22 protein-coding genes are annotated in these 25884 nt (G+C 56.4%); 13 read left to right on the forward strand and 9 right to left on the reverse strand.

Going from position 1 to position 25884, the window contains the following annotated elements; all coding sequences use genetic code 11:
- Window positions 1-156 precede the first annotated feature (156 nt).
- The 6 genes from N7220_RS16750 to N7220_RS16775 form a co-directional block, all read right to left on the reverse strand.
- Complete coding sequence (locus tag N7220_RS16750; RefSeq protein ID WP_283148662.1) at window positions 157-1095, reverse strand: SPFH domain-containing protein; 939 nt, start codon at window positions 1093-1095, stop codon at window positions 157-159.
- A 142-nt stretch (window positions 1096-1237) separates the two neighbouring features.
- Window positions 1238-1690, reverse strand: coding sequence for an NfeD family protein (locus N7220_RS16755; RefSeq protein ID WP_283148663.1), 453 nt, complete (start codon window positions 1688-1690; stop codon window positions 1238-1240).
- A 187-nt stretch (window positions 1691-1877) separates the two neighbouring features.
- The gene (gene serS / locus N7220_RS16760; protein WP_283148664.1) at window positions 1878-3164 is read right to left on the reverse strand and encodes a serine--tRNA ligase; all 1287 of its coding nucleotides are present in this window, start codon (window positions 3162-3164) and stop codon (window positions 1878-1880) included.
- Between the two features lie 90 nt (window positions 3165-3254).
- Window positions 3255-4574, reverse strand: a complete 1320-nt coding sequence (locus N7220_RS16765) for a replication-associated recombination protein A (protein WP_283148665.1) — start codon at window positions 4572-4574, stop codon at window positions 3255-3257.
- Window positions 4558-5166 (reverse strand): outer membrane lipoprotein periplasmic chaperone LolA, encoded by a 609-nt coding sequence (lolA, locus tag N7220_RS16770; protein WP_283148666.1) that lies wholly within the window; start codon window positions 5164-5166, stop codon window positions 4558-4560. The genes N7220_RS16765 and lolA overlap by 17 nt, the downstream gene beginning before the upstream one ends.
- Window positions 5167-5275: 109 nt before the next feature.
- A complete protein-coding gene (locus N7220_RS16775) occupies window positions 5276-5968 on the reverse strand; it encodes an OmpA family protein (protein ID WP_283148667.1) in 693 nt (230 codons plus the stop codon).
- A 306-nt stretch (window positions 5969-6274) separates the two neighbouring features.
- Here N7220_RS16775 and gyrA point away from each other — a divergent pair, with 306 nt between their 5' ends.
- The 11 genes from gyrA (at window position 6275) to N7220_RS16830 (ending at window position 19239) form a co-directional block, all read left to right on the forward strand.
- On the forward strand, window positions 6275-8908 hold the full coding sequence (gene gyrA / locus N7220_RS16780) for a DNA gyrase subunit A (protein ID WP_283148668.1): 2634 nt from the start codon (window positions 6275-6277) through the stop codon (window positions 8906-8908).
- A 144-nt stretch (window positions 8909-9052) separates the two neighbouring features.
- Complete coding sequence (locus N7220_RS16785) at window positions 9053-9544, forward strand: PaaI family thioesterase (protein ID WP_283148669.1); 492 nt, start codon at window positions 9053-9055, stop codon at window positions 9542-9544.
- Window positions 9541-9963 (forward strand): PaaI family thioesterase, encoded by a 423-nt coding sequence (locus N7220_RS16790; protein ID WP_283148670.1) that lies wholly within the window; start codon window positions 9541-9543, stop codon window positions 9961-9963. The genes N7220_RS16785 and N7220_RS16790 overlap by 4 nt, the downstream gene beginning before the upstream one ends.
- 49 nt (window positions 9964-10012) lie before the next feature.
- Window positions 10013-10585 carry a DUF2059 domain-containing protein gene (locus N7220_RS16795; protein ID WP_283148671.1) on the forward strand — a complete coding sequence of 191 codons (573 nt, stop codon included), beginning with the start codon at window positions 10013-10015 and terminating at the stop codon, window positions 10583-10585.
- A gap of 47 nt (window positions 10586-10632) precedes the next feature.
- Window positions 10633-11715 (forward strand): 3-phosphoserine/phosphohydroxythreonine transaminase, encoded by a 1083-nt coding sequence (serC, locus tag N7220_RS16800; RefSeq protein WP_283148672.1) that lies wholly within the window; start codon window positions 10633-10635, stop codon window positions 11713-11715.
- 75 nt (window positions 11716-11790) lie between these two features.
- Entirely contained in the window at window positions 11791-12864 is a 1074-nt protein-coding gene (pheA, locus tag N7220_RS16805) for a prephenate dehydratase (protein WP_283148673.1), read from the forward strand.
- Window positions 12865-12929: 65 nt separating this feature from the next.
- The gene (locus tag N7220_RS16810) at window positions 12930-13517 is read left to right on the forward strand and encodes an LOG family protein (protein WP_283148674.1); all 588 of its coding nucleotides are present in this window, start codon (window positions 12930-12932) and stop codon (window positions 13515-13517) included.
- Window positions 13518-13684: 167 nt separating this feature from the next.
- Window positions 13685-14785, forward strand: coding sequence for a histidinol-phosphate transaminase (hisC, locus tag N7220_RS16815; protein WP_283148675.1), 1101 nt, complete (start codon window positions 13685-13687; stop codon window positions 14783-14785).
- A 278-nt stretch (window positions 14786-15063) separates the two neighbouring features.
- A complete protein-coding gene (locus N7220_RS16820) occupies window positions 15064-16521 on the forward strand; it encodes a TldD/PmbA family protein (RefSeq protein ID WP_283148676.1) in 1458 nt (485 codons plus the stop codon).
- A complete protein-coding gene (locus tag N7220_RS16825; RefSeq protein ID WP_283148677.1) occupies window positions 16521-17855 on the forward strand; it encodes a metallopeptidase TldD-related protein in 1335 nt (444 codons plus the stop codon). Before N7220_RS16820 ends, N7220_RS16825 begins: the two co-directional genes overlap by 1 nt.
- Before the next feature lie 298 nt (window positions 17856-18153).
- Entirely contained in the window at window positions 18154-19239 is a 1086-nt protein-coding gene (locus N7220_RS16830; RefSeq protein WP_283148678.1) for an outer membrane beta-barrel protein, read from the forward strand.
- A gap of 117 nt (window positions 19240-19356) precedes the next feature.
- On the opposite strand, the gene N7220_RS16835 is transcribed toward N7220_RS16830, so the two are convergent.
- Window positions 19357-20418: an NAD(P)-dependent alcohol dehydrogenase gene (locus N7220_RS16835; RefSeq protein ID WP_283148679.1), complete on the reverse strand. Its 1062-nt coding sequence runs from the start codon at window positions 20416-20418 to the stop codon at window positions 19357-19359.
- A 199-nt stretch (window positions 20419-20617) separates the two neighbouring features.
- Here N7220_RS16835 and N7220_RS16840 point away from each other — a divergent pair, with 199 nt between their 5' ends.
- Both N7220_RS16840 and N7220_RS16845 read left to right on the forward strand, forming a co-directional pair.
- Window positions 20618-21520, forward strand: coding sequence for an AraC family transcriptional regulator (locus N7220_RS16840; protein ID WP_283148680.1), 903 nt, complete (start codon window positions 20618-20620; stop codon window positions 21518-21520).
- A 217-nt stretch (window positions 21521-21737) separates the two neighbouring features.
- Complete coding sequence (locus N7220_RS16845; RefSeq protein WP_283148681.1) at window positions 21738-22325, forward strand: hypothetical protein; 588 nt, start codon at window positions 21738-21740, stop codon at window positions 22323-22325.
- Between the two features lie 63 nt (window positions 22326-22388).
- On the opposite strand, the gene N7220_RS16850 is transcribed toward N7220_RS16845, so the two are convergent.
- Window positions 22389-24014 (reverse strand): GGDEF domain-containing protein, encoded by a 1626-nt coding sequence (locus N7220_RS16850; RefSeq protein ID WP_283148682.1) that lies wholly within the window; start codon window positions 24012-24014, stop codon window positions 22389-22391.
- Window positions 24011-25558, reverse strand: coding sequence for a tetratricopeptide repeat-containing diguanylate cyclase (locus N7220_RS16855; protein ID WP_283148683.1), 1548 nt, complete (start codon window positions 25556-25558; stop codon window positions 24011-24013). Before N7220_RS16855 ends, N7220_RS16850 begins: the two co-directional genes overlap by 4 nt.
- Window positions 25559-25884: the final 326 nt, after the last annotated feature.

Consider the following 25884-nt stretch of genomic DNA (forward strand, 5'->3'; position numbering starts at 1 on the left):
GAGTTTGCCACCTGAACGTCTCTGGCCGTTTCTCGCCCAGCGTGGAAATGACCAGGCAAGAAGGTTGTACGGGGAATGAGCGAGGCATAAAAAAGGTGGACCGGCTATGCCAAGTCCACCTTTTTCTGTCGCTACCAGTCGGTAGCTACAGCATGCTTAACGCGCCGTCTTGATAACCGACGTTGCCATGGCCACTACACTGGCAATATCCGCCGCATTAGACGGCAGCAGCATGGTGTTGCCTTGCTTGGCGATGTTGCCAAAGGCGTCGATATATTGCTGCGCCACTTTCAGGTTCACCGCTTCCAGGCCACCTGGCGCGTTTACCGATTCACCCACTGCGCGCAAGGCATCGGCCGTAGCCGAAGCGACCAGACGCAGCGCTTCGGCATCACCCTTGGCGCGGTTGATGGCCGCTTGTTTTTCACCTTCCGACTGGTTGATCTTGGCCTGCATGTCACCTTCAGATTTCTGGATTGCGGCAGAGCGTTCACCGGTTGCCAGGTTAATCTGTTGCTGACGCACACCTTCGGATTGCGCAATCAAGGCCCGCTTCTCACGCTCGGCAGTAATCTGCTGCTGCATGGCATGCAGAATTTCTTTTGGTGGAGTCAAGTCTTTGATTTCATAACGCAATACTTTAACGCCCCAACTGGTAGCGGCTTCATCCAGCGCCAATACTACGGCCCGATTAATATCGTCACGCTCTTCAAAGGTCTTATCCATTTCCAGTTTGCCGATCACCGAACGCAAAGTGGTTTGCGCCAATTGCGTAATCGCCACAATGTAATTGGACGAGCCATATGAGGCCAGTTTTGGGTCCATTACCTGAAAATAGAGAATGCCATCGACGGTGAGTTGCGTATTGTCGCGGGTAATACAAATCTGGCTGGGCACATCCAGCGGAATTTCTTTAAGGCTATGTTTGTAAGCGACCACATCAACAAATGGCACTACAAAATTCAGACCAGGCTGCAATACGCTATGAAAGCGTCCCAGTCGCTGGAGAATCCAGGCTTCTTGTTGCGGTACCACGCGGAACGTTTTTGCAATAAAAATGACAACGATCACCAATAAGACAATTGCAAACGGCATGACTTTTCCCCTGGATATTTCAATAAACCAGAACAACAGACCATTTAATTACGATAAAACCAGATCAGTTGTGCTGTTTGTGACCAACATTGCAGCTGGATTATGTTTTCGCGCTGCAATGCTTGGTAGTTGATTCAGACAATTAGTTCGCGAGAATCTCTGCATTGGCCGGCGGAATGATATCGATCAGCAAAATATTGCCGCGTTGGCCGGTAATGAAATAGGTTGGTGCGTTCTGTGGCACACCCAGATCGGCGATCTCGGCATCCCAGGTCGTACCACGGTAACGGACACGGGCGTGACGGTCATCCAGCCACTGGTCAATGGTGACGCGGTGCCCCAGATCAAGCTGGCTCTGTACGGTGTCTGGCGTGCCGATCTGCTTGCGGGCCTTCCAGTTGTGCAGCAAGCCCACAGCAACAACGGCAGCCGCAGCGGCGATGATGATCTGTGCCGGGACAGAAATCCCCAGCAGTGATGAGATACCACCGACTGCCAGCCCGCAGGCGATGGCCAGCATATAGAGCGTGCCGGAGAGCATTTCCAGCCCGGCCAAGACCAGCGCCGCAATAAACCACATCGATATATGAGACATGAATTCAACCCTCCCGGGTCCAAAGTAGCTTGTTATTGTGCAGTAAAGATATAGACCACACTGTGCTTGGACACAAAAGCAGGCGATGAATTCAGCAGATTAGGCACAGTTTTTGTTGCGTTATTTGATGAGGCAATAAAAAAAGGCGCCAGATAATCGGCGCCTTTTTAAACATAAATGACCGTATTTAGACGGTTAGTGTCTCAATTCCACCCATGTATGGGCGCAATGCTGCAGGTACGGTCACGCTGCCATCGGCGTTCTGGTAGTTCTCCAGCACCGCAACCAGTGTACGGCCGACTGCCAGGCCGGAGCCATTGAGCGTGTGCACCAGTTCTGGCTTGCCCGCGTCGTTACGGAAACGCGCCTGCATACGGCGGGACTGGAAGGCTTCGCAGTTGGAACAGCTGGAGATTTCGCGATATGTGTTCTGCGCAGGCAGCCAGACTTCCAGATCGTAAGTTTTGGTGGCGCCAAAGCCCATGTCACCCGTGCACAGCGAGACCACGCGGTAGGGCAGGCCCAGCTTTTGCAGGATTTTCTCGGCGTGGCCAACCATTTCTTCCAGCGTTTCGTATGACTTGTCCGGATGCGCAATCTGCACCATCTCGACCTTGTCGAACTGATGCTGGCGGATCATGCCGCGGGTGTCGCGACCGTAGGTGCCAGCTTCCGAACGGAAACACGGTGAATGCGCGGTCAGTTTGACTGGCAACTCTTCGAGCTTGAGGATGCTGTCGCGCACGGTATTGGTCAGGGTGATCTCGGCGGTAGAAATCAGGTACTGGGTAACCTTGTTTTCTTCGCCGCCTTTTTCGACCCGGAACATGTCATCGGCAAACTTGGGCAACTGGCCGGTGCCAAACAGAATGTCCGGATTGACGATATATGGGGTGTAGGTTTCGGCGTAGCCGTGTTCCTGGGTGTGCGTATCCAGCATGAATTGCGCCAAAGCGCGATGCAGACGGGCAATCTGGCTGCGCAGCACGGTAAAACGTGCGCCGGAGAGTTTTGCGCCGGTCTCGGCATCCAGCCCTAGCGGCGTGCCGACGTCCACATGGTCTTTGACTTCAAAATCAAAGGCGCGCGGCGTGCCCCAGCGACGTACTTCGACGTTGTCTTCTTCGCTACGGCCAACCGGTACATCTGCATGTGGCAGATTGGGCACCGCCAGCAGCAGATCGTTGAGCTTGTTTTGCAGCTCAGCCAGCGCGGTTTCATTGGCTTTGAGTTCATCGCCCAGCGTGGCGACTTCGGCCATGATCGCTGAAACATCTTCGCCTTTTGCCTTGGCCTGACCAATCATTTTGGAAGAGGAATTACGCTTGGCCTGCAAGTCCTGGGTGCGGGTTTGCAGGGTTTTGCGCTCAGCTTCCAGCGCAGAAAAGGTGGTCGCGTCAAAAGCAAAGCCGCGCGTTTGCAGGCGGGCGACAACGTTGTCCAGATCGTTACGAAGCAGATTGATGTCGAGCATGGTGGCCGGTATCAGTTAGGTATTAAAGGGGTTCTAAAGCCGGGGAGGCCAGTGTTTGCTGGTCTGCTAGCCCGATATTGGTGGGTGATTCTACCCGTTTCGCTCGCGCCATGCGGCGTCCAGTTCAGCCAGGTGTTTGAGTTTCTCCGCGATCTTTGCTTCCAGACCGCGCGGCACTGGCTCATAAAACGTCAGTTCTTCCAGGCCTTCGGGCAGGTAAGTTTCGCCCGCGGCGTAGGCTTCCGGTTCATCGTGCGCATAGCGATACAGCTTGCCGTAGCCCAGTTCTTTCATGAGCTTGGTGGGGGCGTTGCGCAAGTGTTCGGGTACCGGGCGCGATTTGTCTTTGTTGATGACTGCGCGAGCAGTGTTATAGGCGTTATAGCCCGAGTTGGATTTGGGCGCGATGGCCAGGTAAATCACGGCCTGGGCCAGTGCCAGCTCGCCTTCCGGGCTGCCAAGGCGTTCATAGGTTTCGGCTGCATCCAGCGTGATTTGTGCTGCGCGCGGGTCCGCCAAACCGATGTCTTCCCATGCCATACGCACAATGCGGCGTGCCAGATAGCGCGGATCGGCGCCGCCATCCAGCATGCGGGTGAGCCAGTAAACGGCACCGTCCGGGCTGGAGCCGCGCACGGATTTGTGCAAAGCCGAAATCTGATCATAAAAAGCATCACCGCCTTTATCAAAACGGCGGGCGTTGAGTGACAACGCGTTTTCCAGAAAGCCAGCATCAATGGTGGTGATTTGACTGGCTTGCGCTGCATGGGCACTTTGCTCAATCAGATTAAGCATGCGGCGGGCGTCGCCATCGGCATAACCTGTCCAGACCGCGATGGCGTCGTCGGTTGCTTGCAGGTCGGGGAAGCAGGTCAGCGCACGTGCTACCAACTCGCCCAGTTCGTCGTCTGTGAGCGCTTTGAGCACGTAAACCTGTGCCCGGGACAGCAGTGCGGCGTTCACCTCAAACGAAGGGTTCTCCGTGGTGGCGCCGATAAAGGTGACCAGGCCGGACTCTACAAAGGGCAGAAAGGCATCTTGCTGTGATTTATTGAAGCGGTGGACTTCGTCGACAAACAGGATGGTAGAACGCCCGCGCATGCGATGGCGTTCGGCTTCTTCCATGGCGGCGCGAATATCTTTAACGCCAGAAAACACGGCCGAGAGCGGGATGAACTCGGCATCAAACGTTCCGGCGAGTAGGCGCGCCAACGTGGTCTTGCCCACGCCAGGTGGGCCCCACAGGATCATTGAGTGGATTTGCCCGGATGCTATCGCCAGCGCAAGCGGCTTGCCGGGCCCGAGCAAATGGCGTTGCCCGACCACCTCCGCAACACCTCGGGGGCGCAATCGCTCCGCTAGTGGCTCGTTGGGTTTTTCTGGCGCGAAAAGGTCATTCGCGAACGACATCGACATCCTTCGGCGGCGTGAAGTGGAACAAGCCTGTATCCAGCTTGGGATTACTCATGATCTGGCTAAAGCGGATCTGCGTGGTTTGACCGAACTTGTCGAACAGGTCCATCCGTTGGATTTGACCGTTGGCCAGGCCCAGACGGATATGCTCAAAGCTGCTGTCATCGCGCTTTGGGGTGGCTTCAAGCCAGGTAAGACCATCCTGGTCCGGCAGGGCCTTGAGCGTGTAATTCTTTTCCCAGGCGGCATCCCCAGCCAACAGAGCCGCCGGGCTGCTTTCCAGCGCATTGGCCACATTTTTGGACGTTGCTTGTTTGAGATCCTGGTCATATAGCCAAACCTCTTTGGCATCGCCCACAATCAGTTGTTGATAGGGTTTTTGATATTCCCAGCGAAATTTGCCCGGAATCATGATTGCCACGACACCGCTGCTGACCTGCGCTTTACCTTTGCCCGTTACGCTTTGGGTGAATTGCGCCTTGAGCGAATGGGTATTGCCGAGAAATTGCTTGAGATCGCTAATACCGTCGGCGTGGGCAAAAGCCATGACGCTGGCGGTAATCAGGCCGAATAAAATCTGGATACGCATTATGTAGAGATACTCCAGGGGACATAACCTACAGACAAGCAATGTCCGCGAGCGTTCTGCAAATGAAAAAGCCCCGCCATGCGGCGGGGCTCTTTTTACTCACGCCGGATTAGTTTGCCGGGGTGGTTGTTACTTCGCGAACACCTTGGACGTCGATTTCAACACGACGATCCGGGCTCAGGCACTCGATCAGCTTCTTGCGGTTCTTGACCTTGGCGCAAGTATCGCCAGTAACTGGATCTGCCTTGCCGCGGCTTTGCGCGTCGATCTTGTCTGCCGGAGCACCCTTGGAAACAAGGTAATCAGCAACAGACTTGGCACGACGGTAGCCCAGGTCGAAGTTGTACTTTTCGCTACCGATACGGTCGGTGTAGCCAACAACAACTGCCTTGCCTTCCTTCGGATCCAGATCCTTGACCTGATCGTACATCTTGTCCAGCGCGTCCTTGCCTTCTGGCTTCAGGGTGGACTTGTTGAATTCGAACAGCACGTCAGACTTCAGCGAGAAGTGCTTGGTCACGGTAACAGGAACAGGAGCCGGTGCCGGTGCCGGTGCCGGAGCAGCAGCAACAACAGGTTCTACGTAACCTGGGCAACCTTTGATGGTCTTGGCCTTGTCAGCCGTCCATGAACCGGTTTGCCAGCACTCACCGATGCCATTCTTTACAACGCCTTCAGGGTTTGCATCGCTTACGTTGGTGCTGTTGGTCAGATATGCATCGGTTGCAGCAAAAGCGGAAGCGGAAAAACCGAGCGCCGCAACTACGGCGAGACTCGACATCGTTTGCTTGAGCGACAGCATAGTTATTTCTCCTGGTTGAATATCGTTCGATTGCGATGTTTATAGTAGTACAGATGTTATTGGATATAACCGACAACAAGTGGATGTCAAGGCTATTCTCTCAACACATCGCACATTCTAGTGGGTTAACTTTAACGCACGCAAATAAAAGGATTGTGAAATTTTGACAGAACAGCGTCAAAATTGGTGTGCAAACCACACCATGTTAAACTCCTGCATGTTTGGCGCGCTTGTTTACAGCTGCGCGTCCCCACCTCTCTTTGATCAGGCCCTATACGGGCCGCAACGGCGGATCGATTCCGGAAGATGTCCGAACAGCAAAGCTTTGCCAAAGAAACGATTCCCGTCAGCCTTGAAGAGGAAATGCGCCGGTCCTATCTCGATTACGCGATGAGCGTGATTGTGGGCCGTGCATTACCTGATGTGCGTGACGGCCTTAAACCCGTGCATCGTCGTATTTTGTTTGCGATGCATGAAAGCAACAACGTGTGGAACCGCGCTTATGTGAAGTGCGCCCGTGTGATCGGTAACGTACTGGGTAAATACCACCCGCACGGTGACTCGGCCGCATACGAAGCACTGGTACGGATGGCGCAGAGTTTCTCCTTGCGTTACACCTTGATCGATGGCCAGGGTAACTTCGGCTCGATTGATGGCGATGCTGCTGCCGCTTACCGTTATACGGAATGCCGTCTGGCACGCATCTCCAGCGAGTTGCTGGCCGATATCGACAAAGAAACCGTTGATTTCGCGCCTAACTACGATGAAAAAGAGCAGGAACCCACAGTTCTGCCTACCCGTATTCCCAATTTGCTTATCAATGGCTCATCGGGTATTGCGGTCGGTATGGCCACTAATATTCCGCCGCACAACCTGGGCGAAGTCATTGATGCTGCCCTGGCTTTGTTGCAGAACGGCGAGTTGACCGTTGATGAATTGATCGATTTCATCCCCGCCCCGGATTTTCCTACCGCCGGTATTATTTACGGTGTAGCCGGCGTGCGCGAAGGTTATCGCACCGGTCGTGGCCGCGTGTTGATGCGTGCCCGTACCCACTTTGAAGACATCGTCCGCAGCGCTGATCGCCAAGCCATCATTGTTGATGAATTGCCGTATCAAGTGAACAAGGCCCGTCTGCTGGAGCGCATCGGCGATCTGGTTCGCGCCAAGCTCATTGAAGGCATCTCGGAAATCCGTGACGAGTCGGACAAGTCCGGCATGCGCGTGGTGATTGAGCTCAAGCGTGGCGAGGTGCCAGACGTTGTGCTCAACAATCTGTACAAGCAGACCCAGTTGCAAGACAGCTTCGGGATCAACATGGTGGCACTGGTCGATGGCCAGCCACGTCTGTTGAATCTCAAGCAGGTGCTGGAAAGCTTCCTCAAGCATCGCCGTGAAGTCGTTACCCGTCGCACCGTATTCGAACTGCGTAAGGCACGCGAACGCGGGCACCTTCTGGAAGGTCTGGCGGTTGCGTTGTCCAATGTTGATGAAATCATCGCGTTGATCAAGGCGGCACCGGCACCTGCTGAAGCCAAAGTGGCGTTGATGGATCGCACCTGGCGCTCTGCGCTGGTTGAGGACATGTTGGCGCGTACCGACGTCAGCGCCTCGCGTCCGGATGGCTTGGGTGAAGGCTTCGGCTTGGGTCGCGACGGCTATCGTCTGTCTGACGCACAAGCGCAAGCGATTCTGGAACTGCGTCTGCAACGCCTGACGGGTCTGGAACAAGACAAGATTGTCACTGAATATAAAGACGTCATGGAGAAGATCCTTGACCTGCTGGATATTCTGGCGCGACCAGAACGCGTTACCCAGATCATCACTGACGAAATGCTGGAAGTTCGCGCGCAATACGCTGACGTTCGCCGCTCGGAAATCGTCGCGCACGCTGAAGACATCAATCTGGAAGACCTGATCACACCGCAAGACATGGTGGTGACCCTGACGCATGGCGGTTACATGAAGGCCACACCAGCGGAAGAATATCGGGCCCAGCGTCGCGGCGGTCGTGGCAAGCAAGCCGCAGCAACCAAAGAAGATGACTTCATCGATAATTTGTTCGTGGCTAACACGCACGATTACATCCTGAGCTTCTCTTCGCGCGGTCGGGTTTACTGGCTCAAGGTTTACGAAGTGCCGCAAGGTGGTCGTAACAGCCGTGGCAAGCCGATCAACAATCTGCTGCCGCTGGAAGATGGCGAAAAGATCAACGCCATTCTGCCGGTCAAGGTATTCAGCGAAGACCAATTCGTGTTCATGGCAACCGCTGACGGTACCGTCAAAAAGACCTCGTTGACCGATTTCTCGCGGCCAATGAAGCGCGGCATTATCGCCATTAACCTGGATGAAGGTAACAACCTGATTGGTGTGGCGCTCACTTCCGGTAGCGACCAGATCATGATGTTCTCGGATGCCGGTAAATCGGTGCGCTTCTCGGAGACCGATGTGCGGGTTATGGGCCGTACCGCAGCCGGTGTGCGCGGCATGATGCTGGGCGAAGGCCAGAGCGTTATCTCGCTGCTGGTGGCTAACGATGATCAACAACAAGTGCTGACTGCCACCGAAAATGGTTACGGCAAGCGCACTCCGGTTGGCGATTACCGTTTGACCAGTCGTGGCACTCAGGGCGTGATCGCCATTGATACCGGCGATCGCAACGGCAAGCTGGTTGCCGCTACGCTGGTAGAAGAATCCGATGACGTCATGCTGATTACCACCGGCGGCGTGCTGATCCGGACCAAGGTTGCGGAAATTCGCGAAACCGGTCGTGCCGCACAAGGCGTGCGCCTGATCAATCTGGACGAAGGCGAAGCGCTGTCTGGCCTGGAAAAAGTGGTCGAGACAGATTCTGAAGAAGGCGAAGATGCGCTGGATGCAGAAGAGGGTGCAGCACCTGAAGCTGGCGCCGCAGATGTAACGCCGGACGACCAGCAGTAAACAGTCAGTAAACAGTAAAGAGCAGGAAATGGGCCGGGCACCTGTTGGCGTGAGCAAACAGGTGCCCGCTCAGATATGTAAGTAGAATTCAAAGCATCAATAATATAATCAGAATAACCAGTCAGTTTCCCTGGAGTGGCTTGCATGAACGGCTTGTGGCTGCCGGTCGAAGAACCGGTGTTTTTTGATCAGTTACAGCAGTGGTTCATGAACTTGCCACACTGCCGCATGCTGGGTATGGAATTTGCCAATGCCGAGCGTGGCCGCATTACCCTCAAATTGCCCTTCAGTGAAAAGCTGATTGGTAATCCGGATACCCGGGTTATCCACGGCGGTGTAGTGACCTCCCTGATTGATACCGCCAGTGGCACTGCCATCTATTCCTTGTTGTCGGCACCTGAACCGGTGGCGACGCTTGATCTGCGCATTGATTATCTGCGCCCGGCCCGGCCGGATCTGCCCGTTTATTGCACTGCCGAGTGCTATCGCCTGACCGATCACGTCGCCTTTACCCGCGCCACAGCGTATCAGGAAGATCCGGAAAAACCGGTTGCCCACGGCGTGGCCACATTTGCGCGCGGCATGGAGCCCAAGGGTAGTGCCGGAATCAACGCCACTCATGGAGCGAAAGCATGAGTTCGCTCGCCAATATCCAGACCATTGACGATTTATCTGTGGCCATTGCTGCCATTCCTTATGCCACTTTGCTTGGCATCAGGGTGCGCGAAGAAGCGGGCGAGCCTTTGTTTTACCTGCCATTTCAGGACCACAACATCGGCAACACAATCCTGCCAGCACTGCATGGTGGCGTGATTGGTGGCTTTCTGGAAAACGCTGCAGTGCTGCATTTGATGTGGCAGCGTGAAGGTGAAGGCATTCCTCGTGTCATCGATTTTTCTATCGACTATCTGCGCAGTGGCCGGGCGCAAGAACTCTATTGCCATTGCGAGATCGTGCGCCAAGGCAAGCGTATCGCCAACGTGCTGATGACGGCCTGGCAGGATGATCGAGCCAAGCCGGTAGCACAGGCCCGCGCACACTTCTTGCTCGCTTGAACACGCATTTATCGTTGTCTTCCCCGGCGCCAAGCCATCCGGAGAAATCATGATTCGTCGCTGGTTTGCCTTGATTGCGCTGCTGTCAGGCATGTTCTGGCTGCCAACCGCCGTTGCAGATGCGCCGGACCCTGAAAAAACGGCAGTCCTTCAATCTTTGCTGCAGCATTTAAATGTGAGCCAGCAGCTTAAAGAGAGCCGCAAAACGGCGGTGCGCCAGACGCTGGACCAGTATGTGCAGTCTATGCGTACCCAAGTCATATTGGCCGGATATACTGATGAACAACGGGCAAAAGTGAATGCTGCAATGGCGGATTTTCCGGCACAGATCCAGCCCGTCATTGAGCAATTTGTTGCTGACGCAATGCCCGAAGATCTGGTGCGCCAAAGGCTGGTGCAGGTTTATTCCGATAATTTCACGCTGGATGAGCTCAAAGAACTGGACCGGTTCTACAGCACACCCGCGGGCCAGAAAGAGTATCGGCTGACGCCACAGCTGGCGAGCGATATGATGGCAGGCTTCAAAGAGCGCATTCAAAAGTTGGTGCCGAACTACAGTCACACCATCAACGAAAAATCCCGGCAGTTTCTGCATACCGCCTGCGGTTGTAATATCCCCTGACGTGCCGAGTCACGTGGTTTAATTTTTTTTTGCCAGCAAGGATCACCATGACCCAAGTCTATAATTTCAGCTCCGGCCCCGCGGTTCTGCCGCGTGATGTGTTACTGACCGTTCAAGCGGAATTAACCGATTGGCATGGCTCCGGCATGTGCGTCATGGAAATGAGCCATCGCGGCAAAGAATTCACCCAGATCATTCACGAAGCCGAAGCGGATTTTCGCAAGCTGCTGAACATCCCCGCCAACTACAAAGTGCTGTTTATCCAGGGTGGCGCGCACTTCAATTTCAGCATGATCCCATTGAATCTGGCGACTGAAACCAGTGTGGTGGATTACGTGGATACCGGTCACTGGTCGCGCATTGCCATTAAAGAAGCGCGGCGCTATGCCAATGTAAACATCGCGGCATCCAACGAAGACCGGCATGGCTCGTACGTGCCGGACGAAGCGGGCTGGAAGCGCAGCGACAATGCTGCATATCTGCATTACTGCTCCAACGAAACCATTGGCGGTGTCGAGTTTCCGTTTGCGCCAGAGAGTGGTGATACGCCGCTGGTGTGCGATATGTCGTCCAATATCCTGTCGCGCACACTGGATGTCAGCAAGTTCGGGTTGATCTACGCCGGTGCGCAAAAAAATATCGGCCCGTCGGGCCTGAATCTGGTGATCGTGCGCGAAGACTTGCTGGGCAATGCCCGCGTTGGGACGCCGACCATGCTGGATTACCAGGTGCACGCTGCGGCCGATTCGCTCTACAACACGCCGCCTACTTTTGGTATTTACGTCGCTGGCCTGGTGTTCAAGTGGCTGCTGGCCAATGGCGGTGTGCCGGCCATGGAAGCGCGCAATATCGAGAAGGCTTCACTGCTTTATGAGACGATCGACGCTTCCAGCGGTTTTTACAATTGCCCGATCGAGCGTCCGTTCCGTTCGCGCATGAATGTGCCGTTCCGGCTGGCCGATGAAGCGCTGGATGACGCTTTCCTCGAAGCCGCGCAAGCGCATGGTTTACTGCAGCTCAAAGGCCATCGTTCAGTTGGTGGCATGCGGGCTTCGATCTACAACGCCATGCCGCTGGAAGGCGTGCGGGTGCTGAGCGAGTTCATGCGCGATTTTGCGCGCGGCCATTAAGTTGCCAGCGGGCGTCATCGGTGGCGTCCGCCCAAAAAACCAAGATAAGACCCATTGTTTGCCACAGGAGAGGGCATGTCCGACGAGCTGCTAAAAGTGCACCGTGATGCCATTGATAGCATTGATGCCGAAATTCTCAAGCTGCTGAACCAGCGCGCCGAGCACGCCCGGACCATTGGAGAAATCAAGGGTGGCGGCGTGGTATATCGGCCCGAACGCGAAGCGCAGGTGCTGGCACGTATCAAAACTCTGAACCCGGGACCGTTGTCGGACGAAGCCGCCGCCAAGCTGTTCCGGGAAGTGATGTCCGCCTGCCTGGCGCTGGAACGCCCGCTGACCATTGCTTATCTGGGTCCGGAAGGCACTTTCAGCCAGGCTGCGTCGATCAAGCACTTTGGTCACGCTGCGCATACGCAGGCCTGTGGCTCTATTGATGAAGCATTCCGCGTGGTTGAAGCCGGTTCGGCCGATTACGTCGTGGCGCCGGTTGAGAACTCCACCGAAGGCGCTGTGGGCCGCACGCTGGATTTGATGGTGACATCGCCACTCAATATCTGCGGTGAAGTCGTGCTGCGCATTCACCATCATCTGCTGCGTAAGGGTGAGGGTGTTGCAGGCATTTTGCGTGTGTACTCGCATGCGCAGAGCCTGGCGCAGTGTCACGAGTGGCTGAACAAGAATCTGCCGGCAGGCGTCGAACGCATTTCCGTATCCAGTAATGCCGAAGCCGCACGCCTGGCTAGCAAAGAGCCCAATAGTGCGGCGATTGCTGGCGATGCCGCTGCCGAACGTTTTGGCCTGACCAAGCTGGCCGAGAATATCGAAGACGAACCCAACAACACCACGCGTTTCCTGGTGCTGGGCGCGCAACAAACCGGGCCGTCCGGGCGTGACCGCACCTCGCTGGTGGTGTCGGCACCGAACCGCCCGGGCGCTCTGGCCTCGCTGGTGGAACCATTGGCGAGCAATGGCGTGTCGATGAGCAAGTTTGAGTCGCGCCCCAGCCGCACTGGTTTGTGGGAGTACGTGTTCTTTGTGGATATTGAAGGCCATGTGTCCGACGCCAAAGTGGCTACGGCGCTGGAAGGGCTGCGCAACGTGGCGGCCTTTGTCAAAGTGCTGGGGTCGTACCCGCAAGCCGTGATTTAACCCGCAACTGTGGTCACATCATTCGAGCGTGACCACGGTTCCCAGTAATCCGGAGTAATCCTGCAATGAAATCCGTTGTTGTATTTTGTGGCTCGCGCCACGGCGAGCGCCCCGAATATGCTGCTGCCGCGCGCGAACTGGGTCAATTGCTGGCGCAGCGCGAGCTGACGCTGGTTTATGGCGGTGGTCGCGTGGGCTTGATGGGCGTCATGGCCCAAGCTGCCCTGGAAGCGGGCGGCAAAGTGATCGGCGTGATTCCGGAATTCATGCAAGAGCGTGAGCTTGGCCTGACTGAATGCACCGAGCTGATCGTGGTGGATTCCATGCATACTCGCAAAGCGCGCATGGCAGAGCTGGCCGATGCCTTTATCGCCATGGCTGGCGGCTTTGGCACCTTTGACGAATTGTTCGAGATTCTGACCTGGGGCCAGATTGGCATTCACGGCAAGCCCGTTGGCGTGCTTAACACCGCTGGCTATTACGACGGAATGCGCCAGTTTCTGGATGCTACGATGACCGAAGGTTTTGTGCGCGAATCGGAGCTGGCCAAGCTGCAATGTGCCGATACACCCGCCGCCTTGCTGGATCAACTGGCCGCCACGCCGCTGCTGCCAGCGCGTTGGGCCAAAGCCGACCTCTTCAGCAAAACCTGATCGCGCCGGGCGCCATGTGCGCCGGGTCCGGCTCTGAACTGACTGTTCGCCTAATCCCGGCTTCTGCCACGATGCACGCCTGTGTTAGTCTCGATTTTTATCTCGATTGCCATCTCTTTCCGCATGATTGAATGGCGCTTCCGAAATCCTGTTGTGGTGAGTTCCGAATGTCTCTGCGCGATCTAGCCCCCGAATACGTCCGTGCAATTGCACCTTATCAACCTGGCAAGCCGATTGGCGAGCTGGCCCGGGAAATGGGTTTGAACCCGGACGATATCGTCAAACTCGCTTCCAATGAAAACCCGCTGGGTTTGAGCCCGAAAGCCAAAGCGGCTATGGAGCGCGAGATTGCCGAACTGGCCCGCTATCCGGATGGCAATGGCTTTGATCTGAAAGCCAAAATCGCGCAGAAGTACGGCCTGGAACTGAACCAGATCGTTTTGGGCAACGGTTCCAATGACGTTCTGGAACTGGTCTCACACGCCTTTCTCACGACCAGCGATTCGGCGGTGTATTCGCAATACAGCTTTGCGGTGTACGCGCTGGCTACCCAAGCCGTTGGTGCTGAGCAAATTGAAGTGCGCGCCGTGGATTATGGCCATGACCTGACTGCCATGCGTGCCGCCATCAAACCCAATACCAAAGTGGTGTGGATTGCCAATCCGAACAATCCGACCGGCACACTGGCGCGCCCTGGCGATCTGGTCGAGTTTCTGGAGTCATGTCCCGCCAATGTGCTGGTGGTGCTGGACGAGGCCTACACCGAATATCTGGCGCCAGAAAAGCGCCCGGATACGCTGGCCTGGGTGAAGCGCTTTCCCAATATCATTGTGGTTCGCACTTTCTCCAAAGCCTATAGCTTGGCGGGTTTGCGTGTCGGCTTCGCCATAACCAGTGCTGAAGTGGCCGATATCCTCAATCGGGTGCGTCAGCCGTTTAACGTGAATAGCCTGGCGCAAGCCGCTGCCTGCGCCGCGCTGGATGACGTCGAATTCCTGAACGAATCGCGCCGCGTTAACGACGCGGGCATGAAACAACTGACGGATGCCTTTACCCGCCTTGGCCTGCCGTTTATTCCAAGCTATGGCAACTTCGTGACCTTTCACTGCGGTGACGCGGCAGCGCTCAACCAGTTCTTGCTGCGCAAAGGCGTGATCGTGCGACCGATTGCCGGGTACGGTTTGCCAGATAGCCTGCGGGTGTCGATTGGTTTGCCGGAAGAAAACGCGCGGTTTATTGCGGCGCTGGAAGACGCGCTGGGCGACTGATCTGGTGGGTTTTCGTCTTGGCACGGTACTTAAAAGCCCGGTTCATACCGGGCTTTTTTACGCCCCTCTCAAAATACAGCGCTGGGTTTACGCAACAAATGCCGACCGCACTGGCTGGCTGGAAAAGGCTGTTTTACCATCTTCTTCCCGAGGATGATCATCCTTGTCGTTTGCCCGGTTTGCTCTCTGAAGATACGCAGGTCAGCCCCGCTGATTTGCGCCGACCCACCCGCATTGGCGAGCGGCCACAAGCCGTTTGCAGGATGAATGTCACCATCATGTTCAAACCCCTTATTCAGCGCTTCAGGGCGCTAGAAGCCAGCGTCGATTTTTGCTCGCTGCGCCTCGTTGAAGAGCAATCAGAAAGCCTAGCGGTACGCCAGAGCGTGCCGCAACCGATTGAGCGGCGCACTGAACGCGGCGCGATGATCACCGTGATCCATCGCGGTGGTTACGGTTATGCTGCCACTGCCGATTTGTCACAAAGTGGCCTGGCTGCCGCGTTTGAGCGGGCCAAAGCCTGGGCGCAAGCCACGGCCGGGCGCTCGGTCTTCGACTACTCCAAAGCTGCGCTGACTCATCCCGTGGGCCAATATCACGGCCCGGCCGCTGCAGCCGAACTCGACTGGGACCGCAAAATTTTGATGGATTTGCTGATGAGCGAATCCGAAGCCTGTCGGCTGGATGAACGCATCGTCGATTGGGGCGTGAATCTGGACCGGCTGGACGTGCGCCAGTTGTATTTGACTTCAGGTGGCGGCGAAGTCGAGCAATCGTTTCGCGCTTTGATTCCGGCGTTGTCGGCCACGGCCTATGCCGATGGCGATTCACAAACGCGCAGTCTGGGTGGCCAGTACAACGGTTATTGCCGTCAGGGCGGCCTCGAAGTAATTGATCAGTCGGGTTTGCGCGGTGCCGGTCGGCGCGTGGCGGATGAAGCGCTGCAATTGCTGACCGCGCCCAATTGCCCGTCGGGCAAGCAAGACTTGCTGCTGATGCCATCGCAAATGATGCTGCAGATTCACGAGAGCATTGGCCATCCACTGGAGCTGGACCGCATTCTGGGTGACGAGCGCAATTACGCCGGGACCAGCTTTGTATCGCTGGATATGTTCGGCAATTATCAGTACGGCTCGCCGCTGCTGAACGTGACCTACGACCCAAGCCGCAGCAACGAATTTGCCGCGTACGGTTGGGATGACGATGGCACGCCTGCCGAGAAAACCTTCCTGATCCGCAACGGTCAACTGGAACACCCACTGGGCGGCACCATTTCGCAAGCGCGGGCGGGTGAGCGCGGGCTGGATCTGGGCGGAGTTGCGAATAGCCGCGCCTGCAATTGGAACCGTGCGCCGATCGACCGCATGGCCAATCTGAATATCGAAGCTGGTGACCAGACGCTGGAACAACTCGTCGCCGGGATTGAGCATGGCGTGCTGATGGACACCAATGTGTCATGGTCAATTGATGACTCGCGCAATAAATTCCAGTTCAGTTGCGAATGGGGCCGTGTGATCGAAAACGGCGAACTCAAAGGCGTGGTCAAAAACCCGGGCTACCGTGGGATTTCCGCCACCTTCTGGCGCTCACTCAAAGCCGTTGGCAATCAAGGCACCGACGACGTTATGGGCACGCCATATTGCGGCAAAGGCGAGCCGAATCAGGTTATTCGTGTTGGGCATGCTTCACCCGCTTGCGTGTTTGGCGATGTCGAAGTCTTCGGGGGAGAGGTGTAATGAGCATGCATCAAGACAACCGTCAGCATTTTTATGCGCTGGCCGACCGGGTTACCAGCCAGTTGCACGCTGGCGAGGGCTTTACGCTGTGGCTGCAAGGCGAAACTTCGGACTTCGTGCGCTTTAATCACGGGCTGGTGCGCCAGGCGGGGCAAGTAGCGCAGGTCTATCTGACTATTCGCCTGGTGCAGGGACAAAAGCATATCTCGCAGCGCGTGGTGCTGACTGGGCAGGCTGAAGATGCGGAACAGGTATCCGCCGTGTTGCTAGACCTGCGTGCCGCACTGGTTGATGCCGCCCAAGACCCGCACCTGCTGCTGGCCGAAACCGTCAATTCCACCGAATCGATCCAGCCCAATCAATTGCCGCCGACCGAACAAATCGTTGAAGATATCATCGCCGCAGCGGCAGGCAGTGACGTGGTTGGCATTCTGGCAGCGGGTCCGGTGTTCTTTGGCTTTGCCAATCATTATGGTCAGCGCAACTGGCACGAAACCGCGAGCTGGAATTTTGACTGGAGCCTGTATTCGCACGGCGATAAAGCAGTGAAACGCGGTGGCGCCGGATTCGTATGGGATGCTGCAGCAATCCGCGCCGACATTGCCGCTGCGCGTACGCAAGCCGAATTGTTAAGCCGCCCGGCTCATTCGCTGGCCCCTGGCGGTTATCGCGCCTACCTGACGCCATCCGCTCTGGGTGAGATTGCTGCACTACTTAATTGGGGCGGTTTCTCTGAAAAGAGCCTGCGCACCAAGCGTAGTTCGCTGTTAAAGCTGGCAGAAGGCGCTGCGTTCTCCCCAAGCGTATCGATGGCGGATGACTCGGCTGGCGGGCTGGAGCCTTCGTTCCAGCAAGAGGGCTTTATCAAACCTGCGCGCATCCCTTTGGTGGCAGAAGGGCGCCTGGCAGGCAGTCTGGTGAGCCCGCGGACCGCGCGCGAATACGACATTCCCAGCAATGGCGCCAGCGCACAGGAAGGTTCCGAATCGTTCAGTATGGCTGGCGGTGACTTGCCACAAGCGGACGCGCTCAAAGCGCTGGGCACCGGCTTATACATCAGCAATCTGTGGTATCTCAATTTCTCTGACCGGCCGGCAGCGCGGATTACCGGCATGACGCGGTTTGCGTGTTTCTGGGTGGAAAACGGCGAAATCGTGGCACCGTTGAACGTCATGCGTTTTGATGATTCTCTCTACCGGATTTTCGGTAGCGAACTGGAAGCACTCACCCGCGAGACCGAGTTCCTGGCTGATGCTGGTAGTTACGGTCACCGCAGCAGCGCCAGCCAGCGCTTGCCAGGTTTGCTGTTAAAGGATTTGAAGCTGGTGTTGTAAATCGTTTGCTGTCGCACAACGCGTTTGTCACGGCCCCACTTTTTCAGGTGGGGCTTTTTTTTGCAAGGCGATAGGTCATGTCAGCTCGCAGATGACCAGAAGCACACTTTTCAGATGCAAATTAAGCCGTTTCCTATATTGCCTCTCCAGCTGCCCCGGTATTGTCCGCAGCGTTCGCTAAAGAACTCGCCTGCCCTGCGCCAAGTAACAAGAGCCAATTGGCATCAGTTGCAATTCCGGACCGACATTTCGGCAGCATCAGGGGCAGTCTTCAAGCCACAGGGAAAGGAAAAACAAAATGAAAATCAAACGGATATGTATTGCTCTGGCGGTTATGTCAGGGGTTACCAGCGTGCACGCCTTGGCCAATGGCGAATTTGATGGCCCATTTGTCGGGGGCAAGATTGGCGGCAATCGCAGTAGCGCCGATGGCAAACCTTATTCCGGTTCTGTCGATTCCACTCTTGCAGCAGGGCTTGAGGCTGGCTACAACTGGCAACTGGACAGCGCGCTGATCGGCTTGAGCGCTACGTATGACTTTGTGGATAGCCACAATGCGGACCATGATAACGGCAGCCGTCGTCGTAACAACTACAACAGCAAGTACGGTAGCAATGGCGGTAGCCTCGATCTGAAACTGGGTGTGCCCATCGAAAACTGGCTACCGTATGTCAAGGTTGGCTATGGCTACGTCAGCGGCACTGATGCCCTTGATCATCTAGGCGCTGGTGCGTTTCATGGTGGCGCTGGCGTTGAATACAAACTGGCACCCAACTGGGGTCTGGCGGGTGAATGGACTACAACCCGCCCGACTGATCATGACCAGAAACTGCGCAACAACACCCTCACATTGAACCTGAACTACTACTTTGGTGGCGCCGCGCCAGCCCCGGTAGTAGCTCCCGTGGCACCAAGGCCTGAGCCGGTTGTTGCACCTAAACCGGTCGTTCAAGAAGCTCCGGTGCCGGCTACGGAGGTGGTGAGCAAGCGCTTCTCACTCAAGTCTGATGTGCTGTTCGAGTACAACAAAGCGGTGCTGAAACCTGCCGGTAAAGATGCGCTTAATGCGATGTTTAGCCAGGTTGCGCAGATGGATGTGAAGCAAGCCCAGATGGCAGTGACGGGCTATACCGACCGCTTGGGCTCTGACAAGTACAACCTTGATCTGGGCAAGCGTCGTGCCGTAGCCGTGGCGAATTACCTGATTGGCAAGGGTGTGCCGCAAGGTGGCATGCAGGCGCTGAGCCAAGGCAAGGCGAATCCGGTCACTGGCAATAGCTGTGACAAGATCAAGAACCGCAAGAAACTGATTGAGTGCCTGGCACCTGATCGTCGTGTGGAGATTGACGTGAGTGGCTTGCATGAAGTGCAGCAAGCGCGTTGATCACCTGGCTTGACAGGCGCACGTGAAACAAGAAACCCCGGTATGTCCGGGGTTTCTTGTTTTGATAGGCGTGAATTAGCGTGCACATGCCTACCGGACTGCATAACCGCGTACGGCTCAGAAATCGCGCTGCAAAGACGCCATATCGATCACGAAGCGGTACTTCACGTCGCTTTTAAGCATGCGCTCATAGGCGTCGTTGATGTTCTGGATGTCGATGACTTCAATATCACTAACGATGCCATGTTCCGCGCAGAAATCCATCATTTCCTGGGTTTCTGCAATGCCGCCGATGCACGAACCGGCCACCTGACGACGACCCAATACCAGCGGCACGGTTTGCAGTACCGGCTCCACCGGGCCCAACAGACCGACCAGTACCAGTGTGCCATCGCGCTTGAGCGTGTTGGTGTACGGGTTCAGATCGTGCGAGTACGGCACGGTATCCAGAATGAAACTGAAGCTATTGGCCACGGCCTCCATCTGGGCTTGATCGGTGGAGAGCACCACATGATCGGCACCAAGGCGACGGGCTTCGGCTTCTTTGCCGGGCGAGCGGGTAAACAGCGTGACTTCTGCACCCATCGCTTTGGCAAACTTCAGACCCATATGACCCAGACCGCCCAAGCCTATCACCGCCACTTTATCGCCCTTGCCCACTTTCCAGTGTTTGAGCGGCGAGTAAGTGGTAATGCCGGCGCACAACAGCGGGGCGGCGGCTTTCGGGTCGATCTTGTCGGAAACGCGCACCACGAATTTGTCCGAAACCACGATGCGTTCCGAGTAGCCACCAAAGGTTGGCAAGCCATCGTGACGATCCAGGCCGTTGTAAGTCGGCGTCGGGTATTTCTCGCAATATTGCTCCAGCCCTTCGGCACATGAGGCGCAATGTTGGCAGGAATCCACCAGGCAACCGACGCCGACCAGATCGCCCGCCTTGAAGTTGGAGACGCTACCGCCCACGCTGCTGACGCGGCCAATGATTTCGTGGCCAGGCACCATCGGGTAAATCGAGTTGTGCCAGTCGTTACGGGCTTGGTGCAGGTCCGAGTGGCAAACGCCGCAGTAGAGAATGTCGATGACTACGTCATTGGCGCGTGGGTCACGACGGGTGACCAGTGCCGGGCCCAGCGTGGCTGTTGCGGATGGGGTGGAATAGCTGCGAATGTTCAAAGCCATGATGTTCTCCGGTTATGTTGCAGTTCGCCTGGCCGGTAGGCCGGGGAATTGGTAGCCATTATTGAAGAGTGCGCCGCTCTCTTGAAGACCCGTTTCTGCGGAACACTTGCCTGATTCTGCTGATTCACACCTCGAGCCCTGTCAAACCAGCCCTTACGCTGATACATTTCTCCAGCACCCACCGTTATATAGCCCAATCATGACTAATTCTGTATTGCCTGTGAATGCCGAACTCTCCCGCTTGATCCTGCAATTGCAGCCGCGGCCGGGTGTGACTGACACCAGCGTGCCGGGCGTGACGCTCATGCGCGTGGATGAAGATACGGCGCGTATCCCGGTGTTTTATGAGCCGGGGATTTTTGTTATCGCCCAAGGTCGCAAGATGGGTTATCTGGGCGAGCACAACTGGCAGTATGACGCGGCCAATTATCTGGTGATGTCGGTGCCTTTACCGTTTGAATGTGAGACCCGTGTTCATGGGAAAGAGCCGTTTCTGGGTATCAAAGTGCCGGTTGATGCCGGTCTGTTGCGCGAGTTGTTACTGCAGATTGAAACGCTGCCGGATGCTGGTCCGAGCGACGTGGGTGCGACTATTCCAATGGCTTCGGTTGCTCAGGATGACACACTCAACGACGCCGTCTTGCGCTTGACTCGCTGCCTGCAAAATCCTTTGGAAAGTCACGTGCTAGGCCCGCAACTGGTCCGGGAAATTGTGTTTCGCGCCTTGCTGGGCGGGCAGGGCACCGCGTTGCGGGCGGTGGTCGGGCGACAGGGTAACTTCAGTCGCATGGCGCGGGCTTTGCGGCGTATTCATACCGAATATGCGTCCGAGCTGGATATCGAAACGCTGGCGCAAGAGGCCAATATGAGCGTGTCGGCGTTTCATCACAACTTCAAGGAAATGACGTTTACCTCGCCTTTGCAGTATCTGAAGCGCATCCGTTTACACAAGGCATGGATGCTGATGCTGCAGGATGGCGTGAGCGTCAGCGTTGCGGCCAACCGTGTCGGCTACGAAAGCCCTTCGCAGTTCAGTCGAGAGTTCAAACGCTGTTTTGGCCGCAGCCCGGTGGCAGAAATCGGCGCGCTGCAACCTGGCTGAAAATGGTGCTGCGGGCGCGCGTATACGCGCCAGCCAGGTGGTCGGTTGACCGCTGGGGCAAGGTTTGTGAGACCCGGCACAACTTTGCACATGTGGTTACAGGATGCTGTGTATCTGCGTCAGCGAGGCTGTAATCGGTTCCGTTATTGGCTTATGCAGGCACGAAACGTCTGCGTGTAGCTAGCCGATACCAAATCGATACTCAGGAGAACACATCATGAAAAATGCATCCCGTTTACTTCTCGCCATTGCTGGTGCCGTCATTTGTGTTGGTGCTTACGCTGCCGATACGGCCACCGAAGTTCAGCGCGATACCAATCAGCAAGAACGTATTGAACAAGGCCTGCAAAATGGCTCGCTGAATACCAAGGAAGCTGGGCGGCTGGAACAGGATGAATCGCGTGTTGATCGTTCTGAAGCCAACGCCGAAAAGAACGGCAACCTCTCGGCTGCAGAAAAGAACCGCATCCAGCATCAACAGAATCAAGTGAGTCAGGCGATCAATCGCGATGAAAACAACGGCGCGCGCGGCAACCCGAATTCGGCCTCAAGCCAGCGCATGCAGGCTGATGTACAGCGCAATGTGAATCAGGATCAGCGGGTCGAGCAGGGTGTGAAGAACGGCTCACTCACCAATCGCGAAACCGGCAAGCTGGAGCGTGGACAGGCGCACGATGATCGCCTGCAAGCGCAGGCAGCACATAACGGCCACGTGAATGGGCGTGAACAGCAGCATATCCAGATGGCTGAGAATCATCAGAGCAATCGTGTCTGGAACAAAAAGCACAACGATGTAGTGCGCTAAACCAGCAGATGCGGCCGAAAAAAACGGGAGCGATCTGCTCCCGTTTTTATTTGAGGATGTGGATTAATCAGCGGCAAACACCTGGTTGCGACCACCATGTTTGGCGACATACAGAGCGGTATCGGCGCGGGCCAGCAATTCGGTGGCGGCTTCGCCCGGACGTAATTCGGCGGTGCCGATGCTGACGGTGAGATGCACATCCGGCAGCAAACCAGGCCAGGTGTGTGCCGCTACCGTGCTGCGGATGCGTTCGGCAATTTGCAACGCGCCCGGCAATTGCACGCCGGGCAGCAATAGCGTGAATTCCTCGCCGCCGTAGCGGGCGATAAATTCTTCACTGCGACACGCTGAGGTGATCAACTGCACGACGCCCTGCAGTACCTGATCACCCAGGATGTGGGTAAAGCGGTCGTTGATCTCTTTGAAGTGATCCAGATCGATCATCAAGATGCTCAGCGGCCAGCCGTCGGTGTTGGATTCTTTGTGCAAACGGGCCAGACGATCTTCCAGTGCGCGTCTGTTCCAGGCACCGGTGAGGGCATCGGTTTGGGCCACGCTGGATAAGGTCTGGATGGTTTGCTCATGGGTTTGCACGCGTGCCAGCAGACGGTTGTTCTCGTGCCGGGCGCGTTCCAGTTCCATGCGTTGTTCCAGCCGGGCCAGACGTCGCTGGGTAGCCTGTTGCAGCTTCTGTTCGCCAAGGCGTTGCATCTGGGTTTCGAGCGCCTGATGCCAGGCCCGATGATGATGCAGTGCTGCCTCGAAATGATCCTGCGCTTTGTTCAATTCATACAGTTTGCGGTGAATGCGCAGAATCAGGCTGGGAGCGTTAAGCATCAACGCATGGCTCAGCGCGGTCTGCAAACGCGCCACGGCGGCGGTGCACTCACCCTGGCGCTCCAGTACATCGGCCCACGCCAGCAGGGTAATGGATTCACCCCACAACTGGCGTTGTTCGCCTTGTTGGCGGCAAGCACCCAGCGACTGTTCTATCCACTCCATTGCCGCAGCGAAATCGCCATTGCCGGCATGTGCCTCGGCGTAATAGGCCGCCAGCTCAATTTGCCAGACCGATCTGTCGCGCGCATTGGGTAGCGCATCGTGGGCGATTTTGAGCGAGACAAACGCACTCGGAATCTGCCTCAGCCGCAAAAAATCAGCGGCCAGGCAAAGATAGGTAGCGCAATAAATGGTCGGATCGTAAAAGGTGTGACCGTACTCAGCCGAGCGCAAATGATGCGCTTTGGCTTGTTCATAGTCGCCCAGCGCAAAATAGATTTTGCCGATGCCAAGATGGCTGCGCACACACAAAGCGGTATCGCGCGCGGCAATGGCCAGCTCCAGGCATTCCACCCAATAGCGCATGGCCACGTCAAACCGGCCCTGCAGCAACACGCTGTCGGCAGCCTGATCCAGTGCATTGGGTAAATCCTGCAGCAAGCGATGGCGGCGGGCAGATTCAATGGCCCGTTCCAGTAGTGGCGTGCCGGTTTCGACATTGCCTTGAAACATCAGCGCCAGCGCGTGATACAAGCGCGCCCGGGCCAGCGTGGATTGCATGTGAACCACCGCGGCTTCTTCGGCGACATCCAGCGCAATGCGACGGGCTTCATCGGGAGAGGTGGCAAGCAGCTCGCTCAGTTGATCCAGCTCTGCTTCCAGCAGACGCGATTGACTATGGGTGTTCATGAATGCTCGCGGACGTCGCTATCGGGTAGTCGTGCCGATACCGGGGCTTTGAGGACGCTGCGCAGCGCGGTGCGATGATCGTGCACCCGGCAGGCGCGCAAGCAGATACGCGCGGCCGGTACGTCTTGCGCTTGTCGCAGCATGATTTGCAGATCGGTCAGCAAGGCGTCAAAAATGCTCTGTTGCTGGTCGCTCGGAACAATCAGTACAAAACTGGCGGTCGAATAACGCGCCGCATGGCAAGACTTGTGCCGGGCGAACAGCGCCAGACGCTGGCCCAGCGTAGACAACACCTGGTCGCCGATGGTGAACGAATAGTGTTCACTGATCTCGTTAAGATTTTCCAGGCGCACGTTGATCAGGCTGGTAGCCTGACCGTCCAGCCGCAGCAGTTCCTGCTCCAGCGCACCGCGCTCAATCGGGCTAAGGTCGGCGCGCAGGGCCAGTCGTGCCTGGTGGGTGGCGCGCTGGGTTGCTGCCACATGCCGTTCCAGCAGCAGATCGTTTTCTTTGCGCGCCTGAATCACTTCCAGCCGTAATTGCAGATTAGCCAGGCGGTTGGGCGAGGGGCGGCAACCAGGGTCATCCAGTTGCTTCAGATAATTGAGGCGAATGGCGTGATAGGCCTCATGGGCCGCCAATGCGTCGGCGAAGTGGCCGCGCGCTTCTTCTGAGGTACATAGCACCAGATAAAGCGACTGCAGCAGGTAACCGGTATCAAACTCGCGGGCGATCTGGATGGCTTCATGCAAATCTGCCACGGCGGCGTCATAGCGCCCGCTATTGCGGTGCAATCGCGCCAGTTCTTTCAGGCATTGCACTGTCACCCACGGTGAATCGGAACTGCGCGACAGCTGCAGCGCTTCGTTCAGATCGCGCTGTGCATGCTGGCTGTTGCCGTTTTGCAAGGCGTACAAACCTTGATAAAACAGCACCTCGGCCCACCATGTCGGGTTGTTGCGGACGGTAATCAAATCTTGTGCGACTTGCAGCAGTGGCAAGGCCTGATGTGACAGATGTTGCCGCACATAGTCGCCAGCCAGTGCAATCGCACACTTGGCGATGACATCCGGGTCTTTGCTCTGGCAGGCAAAGTCATAGGCCTGGCGGCGCATGGCCAACGCGCGCGCCGAGTCTTCAATCAGTTGATAGTAATTGCCGATGCCAGCGCAGGCCATGGCGGCCAGTTCGGCCTGGCGGCTGGTCATGGAGATTTCCAGGCACGCCATCCAGGCATCCAGTGCTCCGGCGTAACGGCCCATGCCACGCTGGCATTCCGCGAGCACCCACAGGGACTGGGCGCGTTGGGCAGGCGCGTTATCCAGCAGGCGCAAGGAGCGGCGCGCAGCGATCAACCCCTGGCGATACTGGCGTCTGGCCCAGTGCACCTCAGCCTGCATGGCCCAGCCACGTGCCAGATGCGGTTGGCCATCCGGGCCGGCATGACGACGCGCACGTTTGACCAGTTCCAGCGCCCGTGTCTGGTCAGAGGCAACACAGCGTTGCGCTTCTTCAAGCAGTGCGGCGGGGTCTGGTTTTGTCACTGGTGGCGACTTCACTTCAAGGGGTTAGCGCAGTGTATATTAGAATTTACTTCCTTGCGTCAACCGACAGTCGATTTGTAGAGAATGTGGGTTTTTTGCCCATAATTGGTAAAAAACAGTAAGAATTAATTTGCTGATTACAAATGAGTGACAGGAATGTCGCGATAATCGGTGACATATTCACACTGATCGAATTTCGCGTAAGCGAAAGCTGACAAATAAAAAACGCCCCGAGCTGGTCGGGGCGCTGTGTTAAACCAGGGCATTGCTGCTCCTGGTTTGTCATTTCCTGGTGCGAGTTAGCGCACTGGAATAATCAATGTATC

This window comes from Silvimonas soli, from assembly GCF_030035605.1.
In the GTDB taxonomy this organism is placed as follows: domain Bacteria; phylum Pseudomonadota; class Gammaproteobacteria; order Burkholderiales; family Chitinibacteraceae; genus Silvimonas; species Silvimonas soli.